The organism is Vibrio sp. SCSIO 43155, from assembly GCF_023716605.1.
Taxonomy (GTDB): domain Bacteria; phylum Pseudomonadota; class Gammaproteobacteria; order Enterobacterales; family Vibrionaceae; genus Vibrio; species Vibrio harveyi.
This window is the reverse complement of the sequence record NZ_CP071852.1, coordinates 453,280-471,268: the sequence shown is the minus strand read 5'-3', so window position 1 is coordinate 471,268 and position 17,989 is coordinate 453,280. Positions and strand designations below refer to the sequence as shown.

The window sequence follows — 17,989 nt, the reverse complement described above, 5'->3', positions numbered from 1 at the left end:
GTAAATATTTGTAACCAAGATGGAGCAACGATAGCACTGTCTGACAGACGAACAAAAGGAAACTCAAGACACCAACCTATTCCAGATTTTCATCATTTAACTTAAAAAACAATAAATAACAAAATAGATTATTACACAAAGACTTTTAACTCCGCCCATTAAATAAAAAATATGCCTTATCCCCATCAATTAATTGATGCAAAATAATTATTAATCCATAAAAATAAAACGCTATGTATCATAGTAACTTCTCAAGACAAATTATCTAGAAAAATATATTCTTATATGAATTTTAATCTCTAAGTTAAGAAACTATTCAAAATATGATAAAGCTCAAACCTTAATGAGGACATTGGAAATTTAAATTAAATAATTTATAAAAATCAAAACTGGATGAGGAGATGTCTTTAAAATGAATAACAACAAAAAAAGGTTAGAAAACAAAACATATATATTTCTATCCGCTATAATTTTCTCCACGTTAGGAGTTTCAATGATACACATGTCATTTAATGAAATATTTAATTTCATCAGAAACATAGAGATTGAAGAGAGAAGTGTGAATTTTTCACGTTCATCCATAGCCTTAACTTCTGGGTCAATATTATTTATACTTTTCTCCTGCTACTCTTTAGTTGCATTAATTAGAGATAAAAAATTCTCCAAAGAAACAAATGAAGTGACATTAAAAATATTTTTTATAATATTCTTCACATCTATAATATCACCATACCCTGTTAGCTACTATTTAGAAAAAGTAGCACTAGAAAATGGATATAAATACTCAGAAAAATTAAGTCAATCCTGGCTGTATGATAAGAACTACGTTTATATAAAGTGATAAGAATTAGAAAACCAATATTATTTGGAGTAATCATCCTCTACATTCGATAAGAATAGGTTGTGATACTAGAAATGGAATATTAACACATGAGTAAATGGGTATTATGATGAAGCATGGTAACTACGATAGAACGCAAGCATTATTCTACTTGATACTCTTACTCACATCATCAATCTCTCTATTTATATACTCATTTAAAGGTATCGTCGACTTCTATGACAATATAGTCACCAAAAGTGAAATAGCAACCTTTGATCAAGTATATGTATATATGTTTGGAGCGAGTTTCATTCTTTTTGAATGCTTGAGAATACTAGTTATCTCAATTATATCAAACAACTTTTTGACTAAGGGCCAATTCAAAAAATCAAGTGAGATTTTTTTAGCACTCTCCATAACTACTTTTTTATCATTATACCCTGCAATTATCTTAGCTGATGTATTTGCTAAGTCTAATAACTATATATTTAGCAAAGACGAATCAACTTACAATTTTTTATTGGAGAAAAGATCATACAAAATAAAAAATAGAGTTTAATGTATGGAGCGCGACTCCTTATAAATTACTCTCGAAATCGGATACATATCAAGTTTCAACTTAAGAATTAAAGAGGGTCGCATGACTAAATGGTTTCTCCCTATTGCTTTATATCTATGCTTGACTGTAGGTCTAGCAATAAGCCTAAACATCTGGAATGAATGGTTTTCTATCAAGCGAAGAATTGGGGTTGATATTTACTTAATTCTCTTCGGCACAATAACTGCAATAGTAATATGTGTTCCAAACATTCTAACGATTAGCAAAGGCTTGAGTATTGCAGCTAAGGTAAATTTGATCACTATTGCATTTATTCTGGTTACTTGTAGCTCTAATTTTGTTATTGCAAATGGCAGTGCTATTTCTTCATCTTTAGGGACGTTACTTTCAGCCATTAGTTTGATGCTGTACAAAAGTCCGCTCTATCAGGCTTTCTTAGCGCACTTCAATTCTCTCCATTTTAAGCAACCTTAAAGACAAAAAAGCCCGCTCAAATGAGCGGGCAATGAGGTTGTCATATAAGCCCTATTTTTCGGGCTTACTGATTTTTATCTATTACGCTTCTAGGCTAGCTTTCACTTTTGCGTGTAGCTCTTGAACCGAAGTTACTGTGCTCTTCGCATCTGCCGTGTGTGCCATACAAGTCGCGAATGCAGCGTTTAGCGTTGTCGTGTAGTTCACTTTCTCAGCTAGTGCACCGCGACGCAGAACTTTAGAGTCTTCAATCGCTTGACGACCAGCAGCCGTGTTTACGATGTAGGTGTACTCGTTGTTCTTAATACGGTCAAGAATGTGAGGGCGACCTTCGTGTACTTTGTTTACTAGACGTGGGTTAATGCCCGCTTCACCAAGAATGACAGCTGTACCGTGTGTTGCATCCAACTGGTAACCAAGTTTTGTCAACTTAGACGCTAGGTCCACAACGCGCTCTTTGTCCCCTGCACGAACAGAAAGAAGTGCACGACCACCTTCTGGGTAAATGTTACCACAACCCAATTCTGCTTTCGCGTAAGCTTCTGCAAACGTCGCACCAACACCCATAACTTCACCAGTAGAGCGCATTTCAGGACCCAACAGCGGGTCAACACCTGGGAACTTATTGAATGGCAGTACAACTTCTTTTACAGAGTAGTACGGTGGGATGATTTCTTTCGTAAAGCCTTGAGACTCTAGCGATTGACCCGCCATTACACGCGCAGCAATCTTAGCGATTGGCGCACCAGTTGCTTTAGATACGAACGGTACCGTACGCGCTGCACGAGGGTTAACCTCGATTAGGTATACTTGGTTGTTCTTAACCGCGAACTGCGTGTTCATCAGACCACGAACACCCAATTCAAACGCTAGCTTTTCAACTTGCTCACGCATTACGTCTTGGATTTCTTGGCTTAGCGTGTATGCAGGAAGAGAACATGCTGAGTCACCTGAGTGAACACCCGCTTGCTCGATGTGCTCCATGATACCGCCGATAACCACACGCTCACCGTCACAGATAGCATCGATATCGACTTCAACTGCGTCGTCTAGGAAGCTATCTAGTAGTACTGGAGATTCGTTTGATACGCTTACTGCTTCGTTGAAGTAGCGACGTAAGTCTTGCTCGTCGTATACGATTTCCATCGCACGACCACCAAGTACGTAAGAAGGACGTACAACCAGTGGGTAACCGATTTCACGAGATTTCTCTACTGCTTGCTCCATCGTCGTTACTGTCGCGTTCTCTGGCTGTAGAAGACCTAGACGGTCGACAGCAACTTGGAAACGCTCACGGTCTTCTGCACGGTCGATTGCATCAGGGCTAGTACCGATGATTGGCACGCCAGCTGCTTCAAGTGCACGAGCCAGTTTAAGTGGTGTTTGACCACCGTACTGAACGATAACGCCTTTTGGCTTCTCAACACGTGCGATTGCTAATACGTCTTCCAGTGTTACTGGTTCGAAGTACAAACGGTCAGATGTATCGTAGTCTGTTGAAACAGTCTCAGGGTTACAGTTAACCATGATAGTTTCGTAGCCATCTTCACGTAGTGCTAGCGATGCGTGTACACAACAGTAGTCAAATTCAATACCTTGACCGATACGGTTTGGACCACCGCCTAGAATCATGATCTTGTCTTTGTCTGTTGGGTTAGCTTCACACTCGTCATCGTAAGATGAGTACATGTAAGCTGTATCAGATGAGAACTCTGCCGCACACGTATCAACACGCTTGTACACTGGGTGAATATCGTACTGGTCACGTAGACGACGGATTTCGCTTTCCGCAACACCTAGAATCTTAGATAGGCGCGCATCAGCAAAACCTTTACGCTTCAGCTTGTTAAGTTCTTCTTTGTTTAGACCAGCGAAACCTTTTGCTTTGAGCTCTTGCTCAAGCTTCACGATGTCTTCGATTTGAACTAGGAACCAGCGGTCGATTTGCGTTAGGTTGAATACGCCATCGACTGACATACCCGCACGGAATGCATCCGCGATGTACCAAATACGCTCTGCGCCTGCTTCTTTCAGCTCATGACGAATTTTCGTCAGAGCGTCTGGTGCATCTAGGTCAACCATCTCGTCAAAACCAGTAGCGCCAACTTCTAAACCGCGAAGTGCTTTTTGTAGTGACTCTTGTTGGTTACGACCAATTGCCATTACCTCACCAACTGACTTCATTTGCGTCGTTAGACGGTCATTAGCACCTGCAAATTTCTCGAAGTTAAAGCGAGGAATCTTAGTTACTACGTAGTCGATGGTTGGTTCGAATGATGCTGGTGTAGCGCCACCAGTAATGTCGTTCATTAGCTCGTCTAGTGTAAAGCCAACAGCCAGTTTCGCTGCAATCTTAGCGATTGGGAAACCTGTTGCTTTTGAAGCTAGAGCAGAAGAGCGAGATACACGCGGGTTCATCTCGATGATAACCATGCGGCCATCTTTCGGGTTGATACCAAACTGTACGTTAGAACCACCAGTTTCAACGCCAATCTCACGCAGTACTGCTAGAGATGCGTTACGCATTAGCTGGTATTCTTTGTCTGTTAGTGTTTGCGCTGGTGCAACCGTGATTGAGTCACCCGTGTGGATGCCCATTGGATCGAAGTTTTCAATCGCACATACGATGATACAGTTGTCCGCTTTGTCGCGAACCACTTCCATCTCGTACTCTTTCCAACCAATAAGAGACTCATCGATTAGAAGTTCGTTAGTTGGCGACAGGTCTAGACCGCGACGACAGATTTCTTCGAACTCTTCTTTGTTGTATGCAATACCGCCACCAGTACCACCCATAGTAAATGATGGACGGATGATACAAGGGAAGCCAACCATATCGAGTACAGCGTAAGCTTCTTCCATCGTTTTTGCAGTATCCGCACGTGGACACTCAAGGCCGATAGACTTCATCGCTTTATCGAAACGAGAGCGGTCTTCCGCTTTGTCGATTGCATCAGCCGTTGCGCCAATCATCTCAACGCCGAACTCTTCTAGAACGCCGTATTTCTCTAGGTCTAGAGCACAGTTCAATGCAGTTTGACCACCCATTGTAGGTAGTACTGCATCCGGTTTTTCTTTCGCGATGATGTTACGAACCACTTCCCATTGGATTGGCTCGATGTAAGTTGCATCCGCCATGTCTGGGTCAGTCATGATGGTTGCAGGGTTAGAGTTCACTAGGATAACTCGGTAACCCTCTTCACGCAGTGCTTTACACGCTTGTGCGCCAGAGTAGTCAAACTCACATGCCTGACCGATAACAATCGGACCAGCACCAAGAATAAGAATACTTTGAATGTCAGTACGTTTTGGCATTATCTACTACTCCGAATTAAGCGCTGTGTTTTTTGATTAGTTCGATAAAGTGGTCAAATAGCGGTGCCGCGTCGTGTGGACCTGGGCTCGCTTCAGGGTGACCTTGGAAGCTAAATGCTGGCTTGTCTGTACGGTGAATACCTTGTAGAGAGCCATCAAATAGCGATACGTGAGTAGCACGTAGATTTTCAGGTAGTGTTGCTTCGTCTGCTGCAAAACCGTGGTTCTGCGACGTAATCATTACAACATTACGCTCCAAATCTTTTACTGGGTGGTTTGCGCCGTGGTGACCAAACTTCATTTTCACTGTTTGTGCACCCGATGCTAGCGCAAGGATTTGGTGGCCTAGACAGATACCAAAGATTGGCAGGCCTTTTTCTAGGAATACTTTTGTCGCTTCAATTGCGTAAGTACATGGTTCTGGGTCACCAGGACCGTTTGATAGGAAAACGCCATCTGGGTTTAGAGCCAGAACTTCTTCTGCTGAAGTTTCAGCAGGAACAACCGTTAGGCGGCAGCCTCGGTCAACCAACATGCGCAGGATGTTACGTTTTGCGCCGAAATCGTAGGCAACAACGTGATATGGCAATTCGCTGTCGTCTTTCGCTTCTGGAAGTCCACCCTCAAGCGTCCACGAACCTTGTTTCCATTGATACGCTTCTTTTGTTGTAACCTCTTTCGCAAGATCCATTCCTTTCAAACCAGGGAATTCTTTTGCTTTCGCTAGTGCCAAAGCTTCGTCTAGATTCTCTCCGTTTATAGAAGAGCCAGCTACGATACAACCGTTTTGAGCACCTTTTTCACGCAGGATACGAGTTAGCTTACGCGTGTCGATGTCTGCAATGCCGACGATGTTTTGCGACTTGAGGTAATCAGAAAGGGATTGTTCATTACGGAAGTTAGAAGCGATAAGAGGGAGATCGCGAATCACAAGGCCTTGTGCGTGGATTGAAGAAGATTCTTCGTCTTCGGAATTGGTTCCGGTATTGCCAATGTGAGGATAAGTAAGAGTAACGATTTGTTGAGAATAGGAAGGATCAGTGAGAATTTCTTGGTACCCCGTCATCGAGGTATTAAAAACAACTTCACCAACGGAAATACCATCTGCTCCAATGGAAACACCGCGGAACACTGTCCCATCTTCTAGGACTAACAGTGCTAATTTACCCAAGACAACCTCCAGAATAAAAATGCATAAAAAATAAATTAAGCTGCAAATTTGCCTTCCTTTACCTTGATAATTTACATAAACAGGTATTTTTGACAAATTGGCGGTATTCTAAAGACGGACTTTGAAACTGTCAACACACATTGAAAAATAAATTGGTACTTTCTAGCGAGTAATGACGTTTCAACAGAAAAAGCCCTAAAAAAGTAAGTTTTAGCTATCTACAGATCACTTACCATGACTTTTTTGTGAATTTTACAAATTTGAACTTATTGAAGATCACAAAATTTTGTGAGATTTTTGCGCAAACGTTCATCCCGCAACTTCAACTACAACTTTTAGGTCTTACAGCCATTTTTACAAGTCAAACACACAAAATAATAATAAAACTATGAGAAATCTTGCGACCTTATGGAACCATTTTGTTTACATAATTTTCTCCAAAAACAAAAAAGCCGGCTTACGCCGGCGAATAATTATGTATTTACAGTTCATTAAGCCCGAGAACATCAGTCATGGTATAAAAACCTGCTGGCTTAGCATGCAACCAAACTGCGGCTTTTACCGCCCCATTAGCAAAGGTCATTCGGTCGGTCGCTTTATGAATAATCTCAACGCGTTCACCAATGTCAGCAAACATAGCCGTATGTTCACCTACAATATCCCCAGCACGGATCGTAGCAAAACCAATTTCATCTTTTGTTCGCTCACCCGTAATACCTTCACGAGCGTAAACGGCAACATCGCTTAGCTTATTGCCCATCGCTCCTGCGATCGCTTCCCCCATACCAATCGCGGTACCAGACGGAGCATCAACTTTGTGGCGGTGATGCGCTTCAACAATCTCAATATCACAGTAATCCCCCATCACTTTGGCCGCTTTCTCGAGAAGCTTAAAGACAAGGTTCACACCGACTGAATAGTTAGGAGCCATCACAACTGGCACTTGCTTCGCAGCAGCATCGATCAATTCACGCTCTTCTTCGCTAAAGCCAGTCGTGCCAATGACGATACTCTTGCCATGTTGTTTGCAAAGCTCTAGATTCGCTAGCGTGCTCACTGGAGCCGTAAAGTCGATAACAACATCGAAGTTGTCGACCTCTTTTGCTAAATCATCCGTCAGAAAGACATCAAACTTACCTTCACCGCACAACTCACCAACATCTACGCCAACTAGCGAAGACTCTGGACGTTCAGATCCCGCAGTCACGGATGCCTCTGAGTTTAAATGCGATGCTTTAACTAGGTTGCGACCCATGCGGCCAGCAGCTCCTGCAATTGCAATACGAACCATTGCGCTTTCTCTCCTTCTCTGGATAAACGAGGCTTGCCTCGTCCTCTTTCGTTTCGCCGAATCTTTTTAAACTAACAATATCCCGTGTTAACCACAAGATAGTTCGCAGCGAGTTAAGAAAACTCTTTAATCACTCGCTCTAGAATCGGTACGTTTGCCTCTGGGAAGGTGTAATCAAGTAATGCAGCAACATCAACCCAACGTCCTTCTTGACCTTCGCGACCATAAGGTTGGTTATCGAACTGAGATACTGTCATGAAATCAAACTTCAAAGACTTTTCTGGATAGTCATATTCCAAGTGTTCAAATAGGGATTGCTCTGTCACTGTGATACCAATCTCTTCTTCCAGCTCACGAATCATCGCTTGCTCAACACTTTCACCTTGCTCTACTTTGCCACCAGGGAACTCCCAGAATCCTCCTTTGTGTTTGTCATCTGGACGTTTAGTGATGAAGATTTGCGATTTATCTTGGTTAAAGATGATTGCCGCAACAATATGAATTCTTTTCATTAGATTCGTTCCTAGATCTATACCCAAGTGACTTCAAGATGCTAGATTCAGAGCGTCGTCACTGATTCAAGTTCAAGGAAAACAACGAAGCGGAATAGCACGCTATTTCCAAGTTGTTTGACGATGAAGTTGCTTCAGTGACACGCTCCCGAAGGGCGAGTTGCCTTGGTTCGCATGCTTCGTTAACAATTTTCGATTTAGAACCACTAGATCTTCAAATTGTTGCCTCGCCTTCAAACCAAGTCATTCTCGCTGAACCAAGCATCTCGAGGTTACTTGGGTATATCAATACAAAAAGAGCCGCCTAAGCGACTCTTTATCAATATTTTCGGACTGTATTAGTCAATTTTCCCGTGGCACTGTTTGTACTTTTTACCACTGCCACATGGACAAGGCTCATTACGACCCACTTTACGCTCTTCACGAACCATTGGTTGGTTAGACGTTTCTTCAGACTCTTCGCCTTCAGTTAGTGGGTTTTGTGCTGCTGCGTGTTGAGCTTGGGCACGACGAGCTGCTTCTTCAGCTTGCGCGCGACGTTGCTCTTCCATACGCTCAACTTCTTCTTGTTGTTGAACACGTACGCGAGATAGCACGGTAATCACATCCGTCTTAAGCGCTTCTAGTAGACCTTCAAACAGTTCAAACGACTCACGCTTGTACTCTTGTTTCGGGTTCTTCTGCGCATAACCACGTAGGTGAATACCTTGACGTAGGTGATCCATTGCCGCTAGATGCTCTTTCCAAAGCGTGTCTAGCGTTTGAAGCATAACTGACTTCTCGAAGTTGCGAAGTACTTGCGCACCGACTACTTCTTCTTTCGCTTTGTAGACTTCAACTGCTAGGTTGATGATCTTCTCACGCAACGCTTCTTCGTATAGCTTGTCGTCTTCTTCAAGCCATTGCTTAATAGGCGCATCTAGATCGAAGTCCGCTTTCAAGCGCTCTTGAAGACCTTCCACATCCCACATATCTTCTAGAGATTGTGGTGGAATGTATTCATCGATGATCGCAGTAACAACATCTTCACGGTTTTGTTCGATCATATCGCTAATGTCGTCAACGCTCATTAGCTCATCACGTAATTCGTAAACTACTTTACGCTGATCATTTGCTACATCATCGTATTCAAGAAGCTGTTTACGGATGTCGAAGTTACGACCTTCCACTTTACGTTGTGCTTTTTCGATTGAACGAGACAACATCTTAGATTCAATCGCCTCACCTTCTTCCATACCGCTTTGGATAAGGCTAGCCATACGATCTGAAGTGAAGATACGTAGTAGTGAATCTTCCATCGATAGGTAGAAACGAGATGAACCTGCGTCACCTTGGCGACCTGAACGACCACGTAACTGGTTATCGATACGACGAGATTCGTGACGCTCAGTACCAATGATGTGCAGACCACCTGATTCTAGTACTTGATCGTGAACTTGTTTCCACTCAGCTTTGATAGCATCGATCTGTTCTTTGGTTGGATCTTGAAGCGCTTCGACTTTCGCTTGCCAGCTACCACCCAACACGATATCCGTACCACGACCAGCCATGTTAGTCGCGATCGTTACCGCACCAGGTGTACCCGCTTCTGCAACGATCTCTGCTTCGCGTTCGTGGAACTTAGCGTTCAGTACATTGTGTTTAATCTTAGCTTTCTTAAGTGCGTTAGAGAGTAGCTCTGATTTCTCGATAGAAACCGTACCTACTAGAGATGGTTGACCTTTCTCTACGCGCTCTTTGATGTCTTCGATAATTGCAGCGAATTTCTCAGCTTCAGTACGGTAAACTACGTCTGGCATATCGTTACGGATCATAGGTTTGTTGGTTGGGATAACCACTGTCTCTAGACCGTAAATCGATTGGAATTCGAATGCTTCTGTATCCGCTGTGCCTGTCATACCTGATAGTTTTTCGTATAGGCGGAAGTAGTTCTGGAAGGTGATCGATGCCAGCGTTTGGTTTTCGTTTTGAATCTTAACGCCTTCTTTCGCTTCAACCGCTTGATGAAGACCTTCAGACCAACGACGACCCGGCATTGTACGACCGGTATGTTCATCGACGATCACAACTTCGCCGTCATCATTGACGATGTAATCTACATTGCGTTCAAACAATACGTGTGCACGAAGCGCTGCATTAACGTGGTGTAGTAGGCTGATGTTAGTTGGAGAGTAAAGTGTATCGCCCTCTTCCATCAGACCATTTTTCACCATTAGTTCTTCAACGAATTCTTGACCCGTTTCCGTTAAGTGAACTTGTTTAGATTTCTCATCAACCGTGTAGTGACCGTCGCCGCGGTATTCTTCAGAGTCTTCTTTATCTTGCTTTTGAAGATTTGGAATAAGCAGGTTAATACGAGTGTATAGATCCGAGCTATCTTCTGCTGGACCAGAGATGATCAGAGGAGTACGAGCTTCATCGATAAGGATTGAGTCCACTTCATCGACAACTGCGAAAAAGCGTTCACGTTGAACACGGTCTTCATTGCGGAAAGCCATGTTGTCACGTAGGTAGTCAAAGCCAAACTCGTTGTTTGTACCGTAAAGGATATCAGCTTGGTAAGCTTCTTTTTTCGCTTGAGGAGGCATGTTTGGCACGTTCACGCCAACTGTCATACCTAAGAATTCAAATAGTGGACGGTTAGTCTCAGCATCACGTGTTGCTAGGTAGTCGTTCACTGTGACTACGTGTACACCTTTACCTGGAAGTGCGTTTAGGTAAGCAGGAAGAGTTGCAGTTAAAGTTTTACCTTCACCAGTGCGCATTTCCGCAATTTGACCGCCGTTCAGTACCATACCACCGATAAGCTGAACGTCGAAGTGACGCATACCGTAAACACGCTTAGATGCTTCACGAACCGTAGCAAAAGCTTCTGGAAGTAGCTTATCAAGAGTCTCACCTTGCTCTAGGCGCTCACGGAACTCAACAGTTTTCGCTTTTAGCTCTTCATCAGAAAGTGCTTCGAACGTTGGTTCGTAGTTATTAATCTCTTTTACAATTTTTCTAAGGCGGCGCAGTGTTCGGTCGTTGCGACTGCCAATTACTTTTGTCAGTAGCTTAGTTATCATTTTTCGTGAATCTCTCTTTAATCAGACCGTTCCCGATCTACTCGTAATGCCTTCAGTCTCTGCCAGTTTGGAACTAAGAATACTGAGATAAATCATTTATCAAAGATATTGAGTTCAAACATCCATATTTCAAGGCTAAATTTTGAATCAATGTGGCTTAGTGTAAGGATTTTTCGTCGATACAACCATAAATAGACGTATTTGTTTGAAGCACTCGTAAGTTTTTAGACAAACTGATGATGTATTAGCCACTATTACCCCCTCATCAAAGCGCAAAGTCGGTATTTTATAAGCCATTCTTTAGAAGAATCAGCCTCTAGTGGCTAAGTTCAAATCGTCGCTATGAGCTGAAGATAAAGGCAATAATGTAAACCATCGCCCAGTAGAAAGCTGCTTTTGAATACCCATATCTCAACAAAATTAGATTTTACCTATGTAAGATCATAATTTTATCGACTTCACTTAAAAAGGATCCTAAGTTTGGTGTTCAACGTTAAAAGATCATAATGGTAAGAAAAGGATCGGCAACGCCTTGCCAAGCAGTAAAAAGTGGCAATGTTTCACTATTCGCCATTGCCATTTCTAATAGGCATTTACAGGACATCTGTATTCATTGAAAGTAATATCTTCACAGAAGATCGTTGAACGATCATTTGCAGAACGCTTCACATGCTGCCAAAAGCCTATGTCAAACAAAGCGTACGTCAGAAAATATAGACTCAACATTCAGATACTAAAAAGCCAGGCATTGCCTGGCTTTTTTAATCTGTTTGCGCTGTTTATTACGCTAAAACCATGTTTGGTTCTGCAAAAGCAACTGGTGAACCCACTTCTTCTTCGAATGTTGTCCATTCCCATGCTTCTTGATCCGCAAGAACTGCACGTAGAAGTTGGTTGTTTAGACCGTGACCTGATTTGAAAGCACGGAACTCACCGATAATGGCATGACCACACATGTAAAGGTCACCAATAGCATCTAGTACTTTGTGAGTAACAAACTCATTATCAAAGCGTAGACCTTCTTCGTTAAGAATACGGTAATCATCCAGTACAATTGCATTATCGAAACTACCACCAAGAACTAAGTTCTGAGATTGTAAGTATTCAATATCACGCATAAAACCAAACGTACGTGCGCGAGAAATTTCACGAACGAAACCTTGAGATGAGAAATCAAATAGAAGACGTTGCTCATCTGACTCAATCGCAGGGTGGTTAAAGTCGATTTCGAAGTCCATACGGAAGCCATTAAATGGAACAAACTCTGCCCACTTATCGCCATCTTCAAAACGAACTGGTTTCTTAATACGAATAAAACGCTTCGGTGCATTTTGCGTTTCAACACCAGCTTGCTGTAGCAGGTATACAAACGGGCTTGCACTGCCATCCATAATTGGAATTTCAGGAGCGTCTACTTCGACAATAATATTGTCGATACCCATACCAGCAAGTGCTGCATTCAAGTGTTCTACAGTTGAAATTCGCACGCCTTCATCGTTCACCAATGCTGTACATAGCATAGTGTCACGAACAGACGCTGGGTCAGCTGGAAAATCTACAGGTGGGTTTACATCTGTACGACGGTAAATGATACCTGTGTTTGCAGCAGCTGGGCGCAGAGTAAGTGTGACTTTACGACCAGAGTGGAGACCCACACCAGTTGTTTTCACTATTTCTTTCAGAGTACGTTGTCTGATCATCTGCTTGCCTCTCTAAAATATGCTACAAAACACGGTCGTCTGTAACGTCGACCGTGAATGCTACCATAATCTTGAGCTATGTCAAATTTATGGGTTAAAGATTAATCAGCCTGACGACGCAAAAATGCCGGGATATCTAAATAACCACTTTCCTTCTCTTGCTTAGGAGCGGCAGAACTCTGACCCGCAGAAGCTGGAGAAGAAGAAACTGTGTTTGTCGGCTGAGGAATTACCTGTGGCTTCTCTTGCACTGGAGTAGTTTGCAAAGTCTGTGCCGGTTTCTCTTCAGCTTGTGGTGCCGCAGCTTGCTGTTGTGGTTGAGCTTGCGGAGTAGCAGTTGGTGCTACTTTCGCTTTGCCACCAGCAACTAGCGTAATGTCTGGTTTTTTCTCGTTGCCGATACCTGTCGCAACAACTGTTACGCGGATTTCATCCGTCATATCTGGGTCTAGAGAAGTACCGATAACTACGGTTGCATTGTCAGAAGCAAATGCTTTCACTGTGTTACCAACAGTCTCAAACTCATCAAGACGCATATCCAGACCTGCAGTGATGTTAACAAGAACACCACGAGCACCAGCTAGATCGATGTCTTCTAGAAGTGGGCTAGAAATTGCCATTTCCGCTGCCTCTTCTGCACGATCTTCGCCTTTCGCGATACCGCTACCCATCATTGCGTGACCCATTTCAGACATTACAGTACGTACGTCTGCAAAGTCGACGTTGATCATGCCAGGGCGAGTAATTAGCTCCGCAATACCTTGAACAGCGTTCTTAAGAACGTCGTTCGCACTTGCGAAAGCTTCTAATAGCGTTACACCGCGACCAAGTACTTTAAGTAGCTTTTCGTTTGGAATTGTGATCAAAGAGTCAACATGCTTAGATAGCTCATCGATACCTTGCTCAGCAAATGCCAAACGCTTTTTGCCTTCAAAGCTGAACGGTTTTGTTACTACCGCAACAGTAAGAATGCCAAGCTCTTTAGCTACTTCAGCAATAACAGGTGCTGCACCAGTACCTGTACCGCCACCCATACCTGCTGCGATAAACACCATATCGGCACCAGTTAGGGAATCTTTAATTCTATCTCTGTCTTCGAGAGCTGCCTCACGGCCGACCTGTGGATTCGCACCTGCACCCAGACCTTTAGTGATATCACCACCAATCTGAATGACATTGCCAACGCTTGTCTTACGAAGTGCTTGCGCATCAGTGTTGACGCTGATGAATTCCACACCTTCGATGGATTCACGCACCATGTGTTCAACGGCGTTACCACCGCCGCCACCAACTCCAACGACCTTGATTACTGCATCGTCAGACATTTCCATCATCGGTTCAAACATGTGTTGTCTCCGTTTATCCTGCAACTCAGGTTAAAACTCTTTTTGTATCCAATTACGCAATTTACCGAAAAAGCCAGTAACAGATGAGCGCTTAGGTTCATTATAATCGCTATCGTCGCTAGACTGCATGTCTCTTGCGTAATGAAGTAATCCAACTGCCGTAGAATGGTACGGCTCTTTTACATAGTCAGTTAACCCGCTGACTTCAAGCGGTTTGCCAACCCTTACTTGGTTGCGGAATACGCGTTCCGCACATTCTACCACTCCTTCGATTTGCGCAGCACCGCCGGTAAGAACTACACCCGCAGCGAGATGGTGCTTAATGCCCTCTTCGCGCAATTTCGCTTGTACAGAGTCGATAGTTTGGTTAACCAGTCCCATAAGCTCAGAGTATCGTGGTTCAATCACTTCTGACAACGTCTGACGTTGCAGACTACGTGAAGGTCGACCACCTACGCTAGGAACGTTAACCGTGTCATCCTTACTGACTAGTTCGCTCAAGGCACAGCCATATTTGACTTTTATTTCTTCAGCATCGCTCACTGGCGTACCAAAAGCAAAAGCAATATCGCTAGTTACTGCATTTCCTGCGTAAGAAAATACTTCAGTGTGACGTAACGCACCACCGGTCCAGATAGAAATGTCCATCGTGCCGGCACCGATATCAACCACACAAACCCCAAGCTCTCTTTCATCCTCGGTGATCACTGCATTACTTGCAGCAAGCCCAGAAAACACAAGTTGCTCTACTTTAAGACCACAACGTTCTACAGCCTTAATAATATTGCGTGCCATATCATTATGGCATGAGATCAAATGGACACTGACTTCCATTCTCACTCCTGATAAACCAAGTGGGTTTTTAATGCCCTCTTGGTAGTCGATGGTGAACTCTTGTGGAATCACATGAAGGATTCGCTGTTCATCACCGATTTTAATCGATTTTGCAGTATGGATAGCGCGATCCATATCTTCCTGAGACACTTCCTCATCAGATATGGTGCCCATGCCTTTTTCAATTCGGCTTGCGATATGCTTACCAGACAACGAAATAAATACTCGGCTGATTTGGCATTCCGCCATCAACTCAGCTTGATCAATTGCGCGTTGCACTGATTTTACAACCGACTCCAAATCATTCACGCCGCCTTTATCCATGCCACGTGAAGGGCTGCTACCCGCACCAATAATATTTATTTGGCCATCCGGTAGAATCTCACCCACTAGAGCTGATACGGTTGCAGTGCCTATATCAAGACCAACAATAATGTTGTCATCAGCGGCCTTAGTCATTCGTACTCTCTTGTTCTAACTCATGTTCAGGGAACCAACCAACTGCGGCTCCCGTATCGTACCTAAGATCGATATAACTGATTCTTTGAGTGTCACTGCCGAGCTTGTTATAAAGCAAAAAGAAGCGCTCTATCCGCTCATCCAGAGACTCTTTACCGAGCTCTAGTCGAATACCGTTATCAAGGATGATCTGCCAAGCTCGTCGTTCGTTTAACACTAATGACGAAATAGCCAGCCCCAACGTTTGGAACTTAGGACGGAGATCGCGATAGGTTTGCAAAACTTCCGGTCCAGTCTCATTGGGACCATATAACTTAACTTTTTCTTCCTTTAGCAGGCCAACATCACCATTAAATACTAAGCCATTAGCATCTAACAGCTCATTGCCATTCCAGATGGCAACGGGTTGATGTTCTGTCAAAAATACTTTTACCGTGTCTGGCCATTGCTTACGAATCGCAGCATGCGCGACCCATGGAAGGGCTTCGACACTTTGCTGCAACACATCAATGTCTTGAGACATAAAGGTGCCAATATGATCAATTTGTCCAAACGCTGCTTGCACATCGTCTGCTGTGACATACTCCAGTTTTCCCTGAAGTACAATTTTGGAGAGAGGTAACCTTTGGTCATCCCACATCCAACTGATCGCTGAGTACAAAACAGAACTAATTAAGGTCACCACAACAAAGAAAAATAGCGCACCCAAGATTTTATCTTGACGACCACGGTTATTGTCCGTGTTAAGTCGCTCTTCATTCAGTGCAATATTCAACAACGTCTTCGTTTCCTGACTTTTGTCCTGTACTTTTCACCGTGTTAGTACACATTGGCAAAAGCATTGACTTTAACCTTGGGATTATACTGAGCTCTTGTAAACTATCAAACACTGATAGTGATAAATCACAACGTTCTTGACGCAAAATCGAGATCTAGGTCTTTCTCTGCACTTTGCGCCCGTCCCTATTGTTAGCCAAGCATCTTATTTATATTCAATTCAAGAGCAGCAAGCTGCTTGGCAACTTTACCAACATCACCTGCGCCTTGAGTCAAAATCAGGTCGCCATCTTGTATAACGTTAGCCAAAACTGAAGGTAATTGCTCGATTTCTGGGACAAAAATTGGATCGACCTTTCCGCGACTACGAATAGTGCGGCATAAAGCACGTCCATCCGCGCCGGCAATCGGTTTTTCGCCCGCAGCGTATACATCTAACATGATCAGAACATCCACTTGCTCCAGCACATTCGCAAAGTCATCGTATAAGTCACGGGTACGGCTATAACGATGAGGCTGGAAAATCATGACGAGACGTTTATCCTGCCAGCCGCTGCGTGCTGCGTTAATCGTCACGTCCACTTCTGTTGGGTGATGACCATAGTCATCGACAAGCATTGCATGACCATTACCAGTATCGAACTCGCCTAAATGATCAAATCGACGACCTGTACCTTGTGTACCCGCCATTGCTTTTAAGATTGCTTCATCACTGATGTCGTCTTCTGTAGCAACCGCAATCGCTGCAGATGCGTTCAATGCGTTATGGCGACCAGGGATGTTCAGCGTGATATCCAGGTTTGCGCGACCTTCACGAACCACCGTGAACTTGCCCTGTTGACCTTCCTGATGGTAATTCTCTATGCGCACATCAGCGTCTTCAGAGAAGCCATAAGTAATCACTTGGCGACTAATACGTGGAATAAGCTCACGAATGACTGGATCGTCAATACAGACAATAGCTTGACCATAAAACGGCAAGTTGTGAAGAAAATCGATGAATGTCTGCTTCAACGTTTCGAAATCGCCACCGTAAGTATCCATGTGGTCAGCTTCGATGTTCGTCACGATGCTTACCATAGGTTGTAGGTGTAAAAATGAAGCATCACTTTCGTCTGCTTCTGCAATCAGAATTCGGCTCGAACCTAAGCGTGCATTTGTACCTGCACTCTTAACTAAACCACCGTTAACAAATGTTGGGTCAAGACCTGCTTCAGAATAGATTTGCGTAACTAGAGCAGTCGTCGTCGTTTTACCGTGTGTACCCGCAACAGCAATCCCATGACGGAAGCGCATTAATTCAGCAAGCATCTCAGCTCGACGCACGATAGGGATACGCAACTCACGTGCTGCCATCACTTCTGGGTTTTCTTCGTTGATCGCGGTTGAAACCACAACAACACTGGCTTTTTCAACATTACTTGCTTGGTGACCGATAAATACCGTCGCACCTTTTGATACTAAACGCTCTGTCACTGGGTTCTCTGATAAATCAGAGCCTGTGATTTGGTAGCCTTCGTTCAACAGCACTTCTGCAATGCCGCTCATGCCCGCACCACCAATACCGATGAAGTGGATGGATTTCACGCGGCGCATCTCTGGCACCATTGCGCGAATCTGAGCTAAGTCTTGTGTATGTTGGATAGTCATCAATTCTATT

Annotated in this window: 12 protein-coding genes; 2 read left to right on the top strand and 10 right to left on the bottom strand. The window is 43.6% G+C overall.

What is annotated here, in order from left to right:
* Window positions 1-412 precede the first annotated feature (412 nt).
* Window positions 413-841, top strand: coding sequence for a DUF1240 domain-containing protein (locus tag J4N44_RS02205; RefSeq protein ID WP_145994114.1), 429 nt, complete (start codon window positions 413-415; stop codon window positions 839-841).
* Between the two features lie 622 nt (window positions 842-1,463).
* On the top strand, window positions 1,464-1,856 hold the full coding sequence (locus J4N44_RS02200; RefSeq protein ID WP_171904759.1) for a hypothetical protein: 393 nt from the start codon (window positions 1,464-1,466) through the stop codon (window positions 1,854-1,856).
* An 81-nt stretch (window positions 1,857-1,937) separates the two neighbouring features.
* Here J4N44_RS02200 and carB read toward each other — a convergent pair whose 3' ends face one another.
* From carB to murC, 10 genes are all read right to left on the bottom strand, one after another.
* Window positions 1,938-5,171 carry a carbamoyl-phosphate synthase large subunit gene (gene carB / locus J4N44_RS02195; protein ID WP_005447814.1) on the bottom strand — a complete coding sequence of 1,078 codons (3,234 nt, stop codon included), beginning with the start codon at window positions 5,169-5,171 and terminating at the stop codon, window positions 1,938-1,940.
* A 16-nt stretch (window positions 5,172-5,187) separates the two neighbouring features.
* Complete coding sequence (carA, locus tag J4N44_RS02190; protein ID WP_005447811.1) at window positions 5,188-6,342, bottom strand: glutamine-hydrolyzing carbamoyl-phosphate synthase small subunit; 1,155 nt, start codon at window positions 6,340-6,342, stop codon at window positions 5,188-5,190.
* 481 nt (window positions 6,343-6,823) lie between these two features.
* Window positions 6,824-7,633, bottom strand: a complete 810-nt coding sequence (gene dapB, locus J4N44_RS02185) for a 4-hydroxy-tetrahydrodipicolinate reductase (protein ID WP_252044809.1) — start codon at window positions 7,631-7,633, stop codon at window positions 6,824-6,826.
* A gap of 113 nt (window positions 7,634-7,746) precedes the next feature.
* A complete protein-coding gene (gene mutT / locus J4N44_RS02180) occupies window positions 7,747-8,145 on the bottom strand; it encodes an 8-oxo-dGTP diphosphatase MutT (protein WP_009697612.1) in 399 nt (132 codons plus the stop codon).
* Between the two features lie 338 nt (window positions 8,146-8,483).
* Window positions 8,484-11,213, bottom strand: a complete 2,730-nt coding sequence (secA, locus tag J4N44_RS02175) for a preprotein translocase subunit SecA (protein ID WP_009697611.1) — start codon at window positions 11,211-11,213, stop codon at window positions 8,484-8,486.
* A 782-nt stretch (window positions 11,214-11,995) separates the two neighbouring features.
* Window positions 11,996-12,913, bottom strand: coding sequence for a UDP-3-O-acyl-N-acetylglucosamine deacetylase (lpxC, locus tag J4N44_RS02170; protein WP_005447804.1), 918 nt, complete (start codon window positions 12,911-12,913; stop codon window positions 11,996-11,998).
* 101 nt (window positions 12,914-13,014) lie between these two features.
* Complete coding sequence (gene ftsZ / locus J4N44_RS02165) at window positions 13,015-14,259, bottom strand: cell division protein FtsZ (protein ID WP_252044808.1); 1,245 nt, start codon at window positions 14,257-14,259, stop codon at window positions 13,015-13,017.
* Between the two features lie 30 nt (window positions 14,260-14,289).
* On the bottom strand, window positions 14,290-15,552 hold the full coding sequence (gene ftsA / locus J4N44_RS02160; protein WP_005447800.1) for a cell division protein FtsA: 1,263 nt from the start codon (window positions 15,550-15,552) through the stop codon (window positions 14,290-14,292).
* Window positions 15,545-16,330 carry a cell division protein FtsQ/DivIB gene (locus J4N44_RS02155; protein WP_009697609.1) on the bottom strand — a complete coding sequence of 262 codons (786 nt, stop codon included), beginning with the start codon at window positions 16,328-16,330 and terminating at the stop codon, window positions 15,545-15,547. Before J4N44_RS02155 ends, ftsA begins: the two co-directional genes overlap by 8 nt.
* Before the next feature lie 191 nt (window positions 16,331-16,521).
* On the bottom strand, window positions 16,522-17,979 hold the full coding sequence (murC, locus tag J4N44_RS02150) for a UDP-N-acetylmuramate--L-alanine ligase (protein WP_005447797.1): 1,458 nt from the start codon (window positions 17,977-17,979) through the stop codon (window positions 16,522-16,524).
* Window positions 17,980-17,989 lie beyond the last annotated feature (10 nt).

Bases quoted from the DNA above. Each gene is read 5' to 3' on its own strand.
- J4N44_RS02205 (WP_145994114.1), top strand. From the start codon at position 413: ATGAATAACAACAAAAAAAGGTTAGAAAACAAAACATATATATTTCTA.
- ftsA (WP_005447800.1), bottom strand. From the start codon at position 15,552: ATGACTAAGGCCGCTGATGACAACATTATTGTTGGTCTTGATATAGGC.
- murC (WP_005447797.1), bottom strand. From the start codon at position 17,979: ATGACTATCCAACATACACAAGACTTAGCTCAGATTCGCGCAATGGTG.
- J4N44_RS02200 (WP_171904759.1), top strand. From the start codon at position 1,464: ATGACTAAATGGTTTCTCCCTATTGCTTTATATCTATGCTTGACTGTA.
- dapB (WP_252044809.1), bottom strand. From the start codon at position 7,633: ATGGTTCGTATTGCAATTGCAGGAGCTGCTGGCCGCATGGGTCGCAAC.
- mutT (WP_009697612.1), bottom strand. From the start codon at position 8,145: ATGAAAAGAATTCATATTGTTGCGGCAATCATCTTTAACCAAGATAAA.
- ftsZ (WP_252044808.1), bottom strand. From the start codon at position 14,259: ATGTTTGAACCGATGATGGAAATGTCTGACGATGCAGTAATCAAGGTC.
- carB (WP_005447814.1), bottom strand. From the start codon at position 5,171: ATGCCAAAACGTACTGACATTCAAAGTATTCTTATTCTTGGTGCTGGT.
- lpxC (WP_005447804.1), bottom strand. From the start codon at position 12,913: ATGATCAGACAACGTACTCTGAAAGAAATAGTGAAAACAACTGGTGTG.
- secA (WP_009697611.1), bottom strand. From the start codon at position 11,213: ATGATAACTAAGCTACTGACAAAAGTAATTGGCAGTCGCAACGACCGA.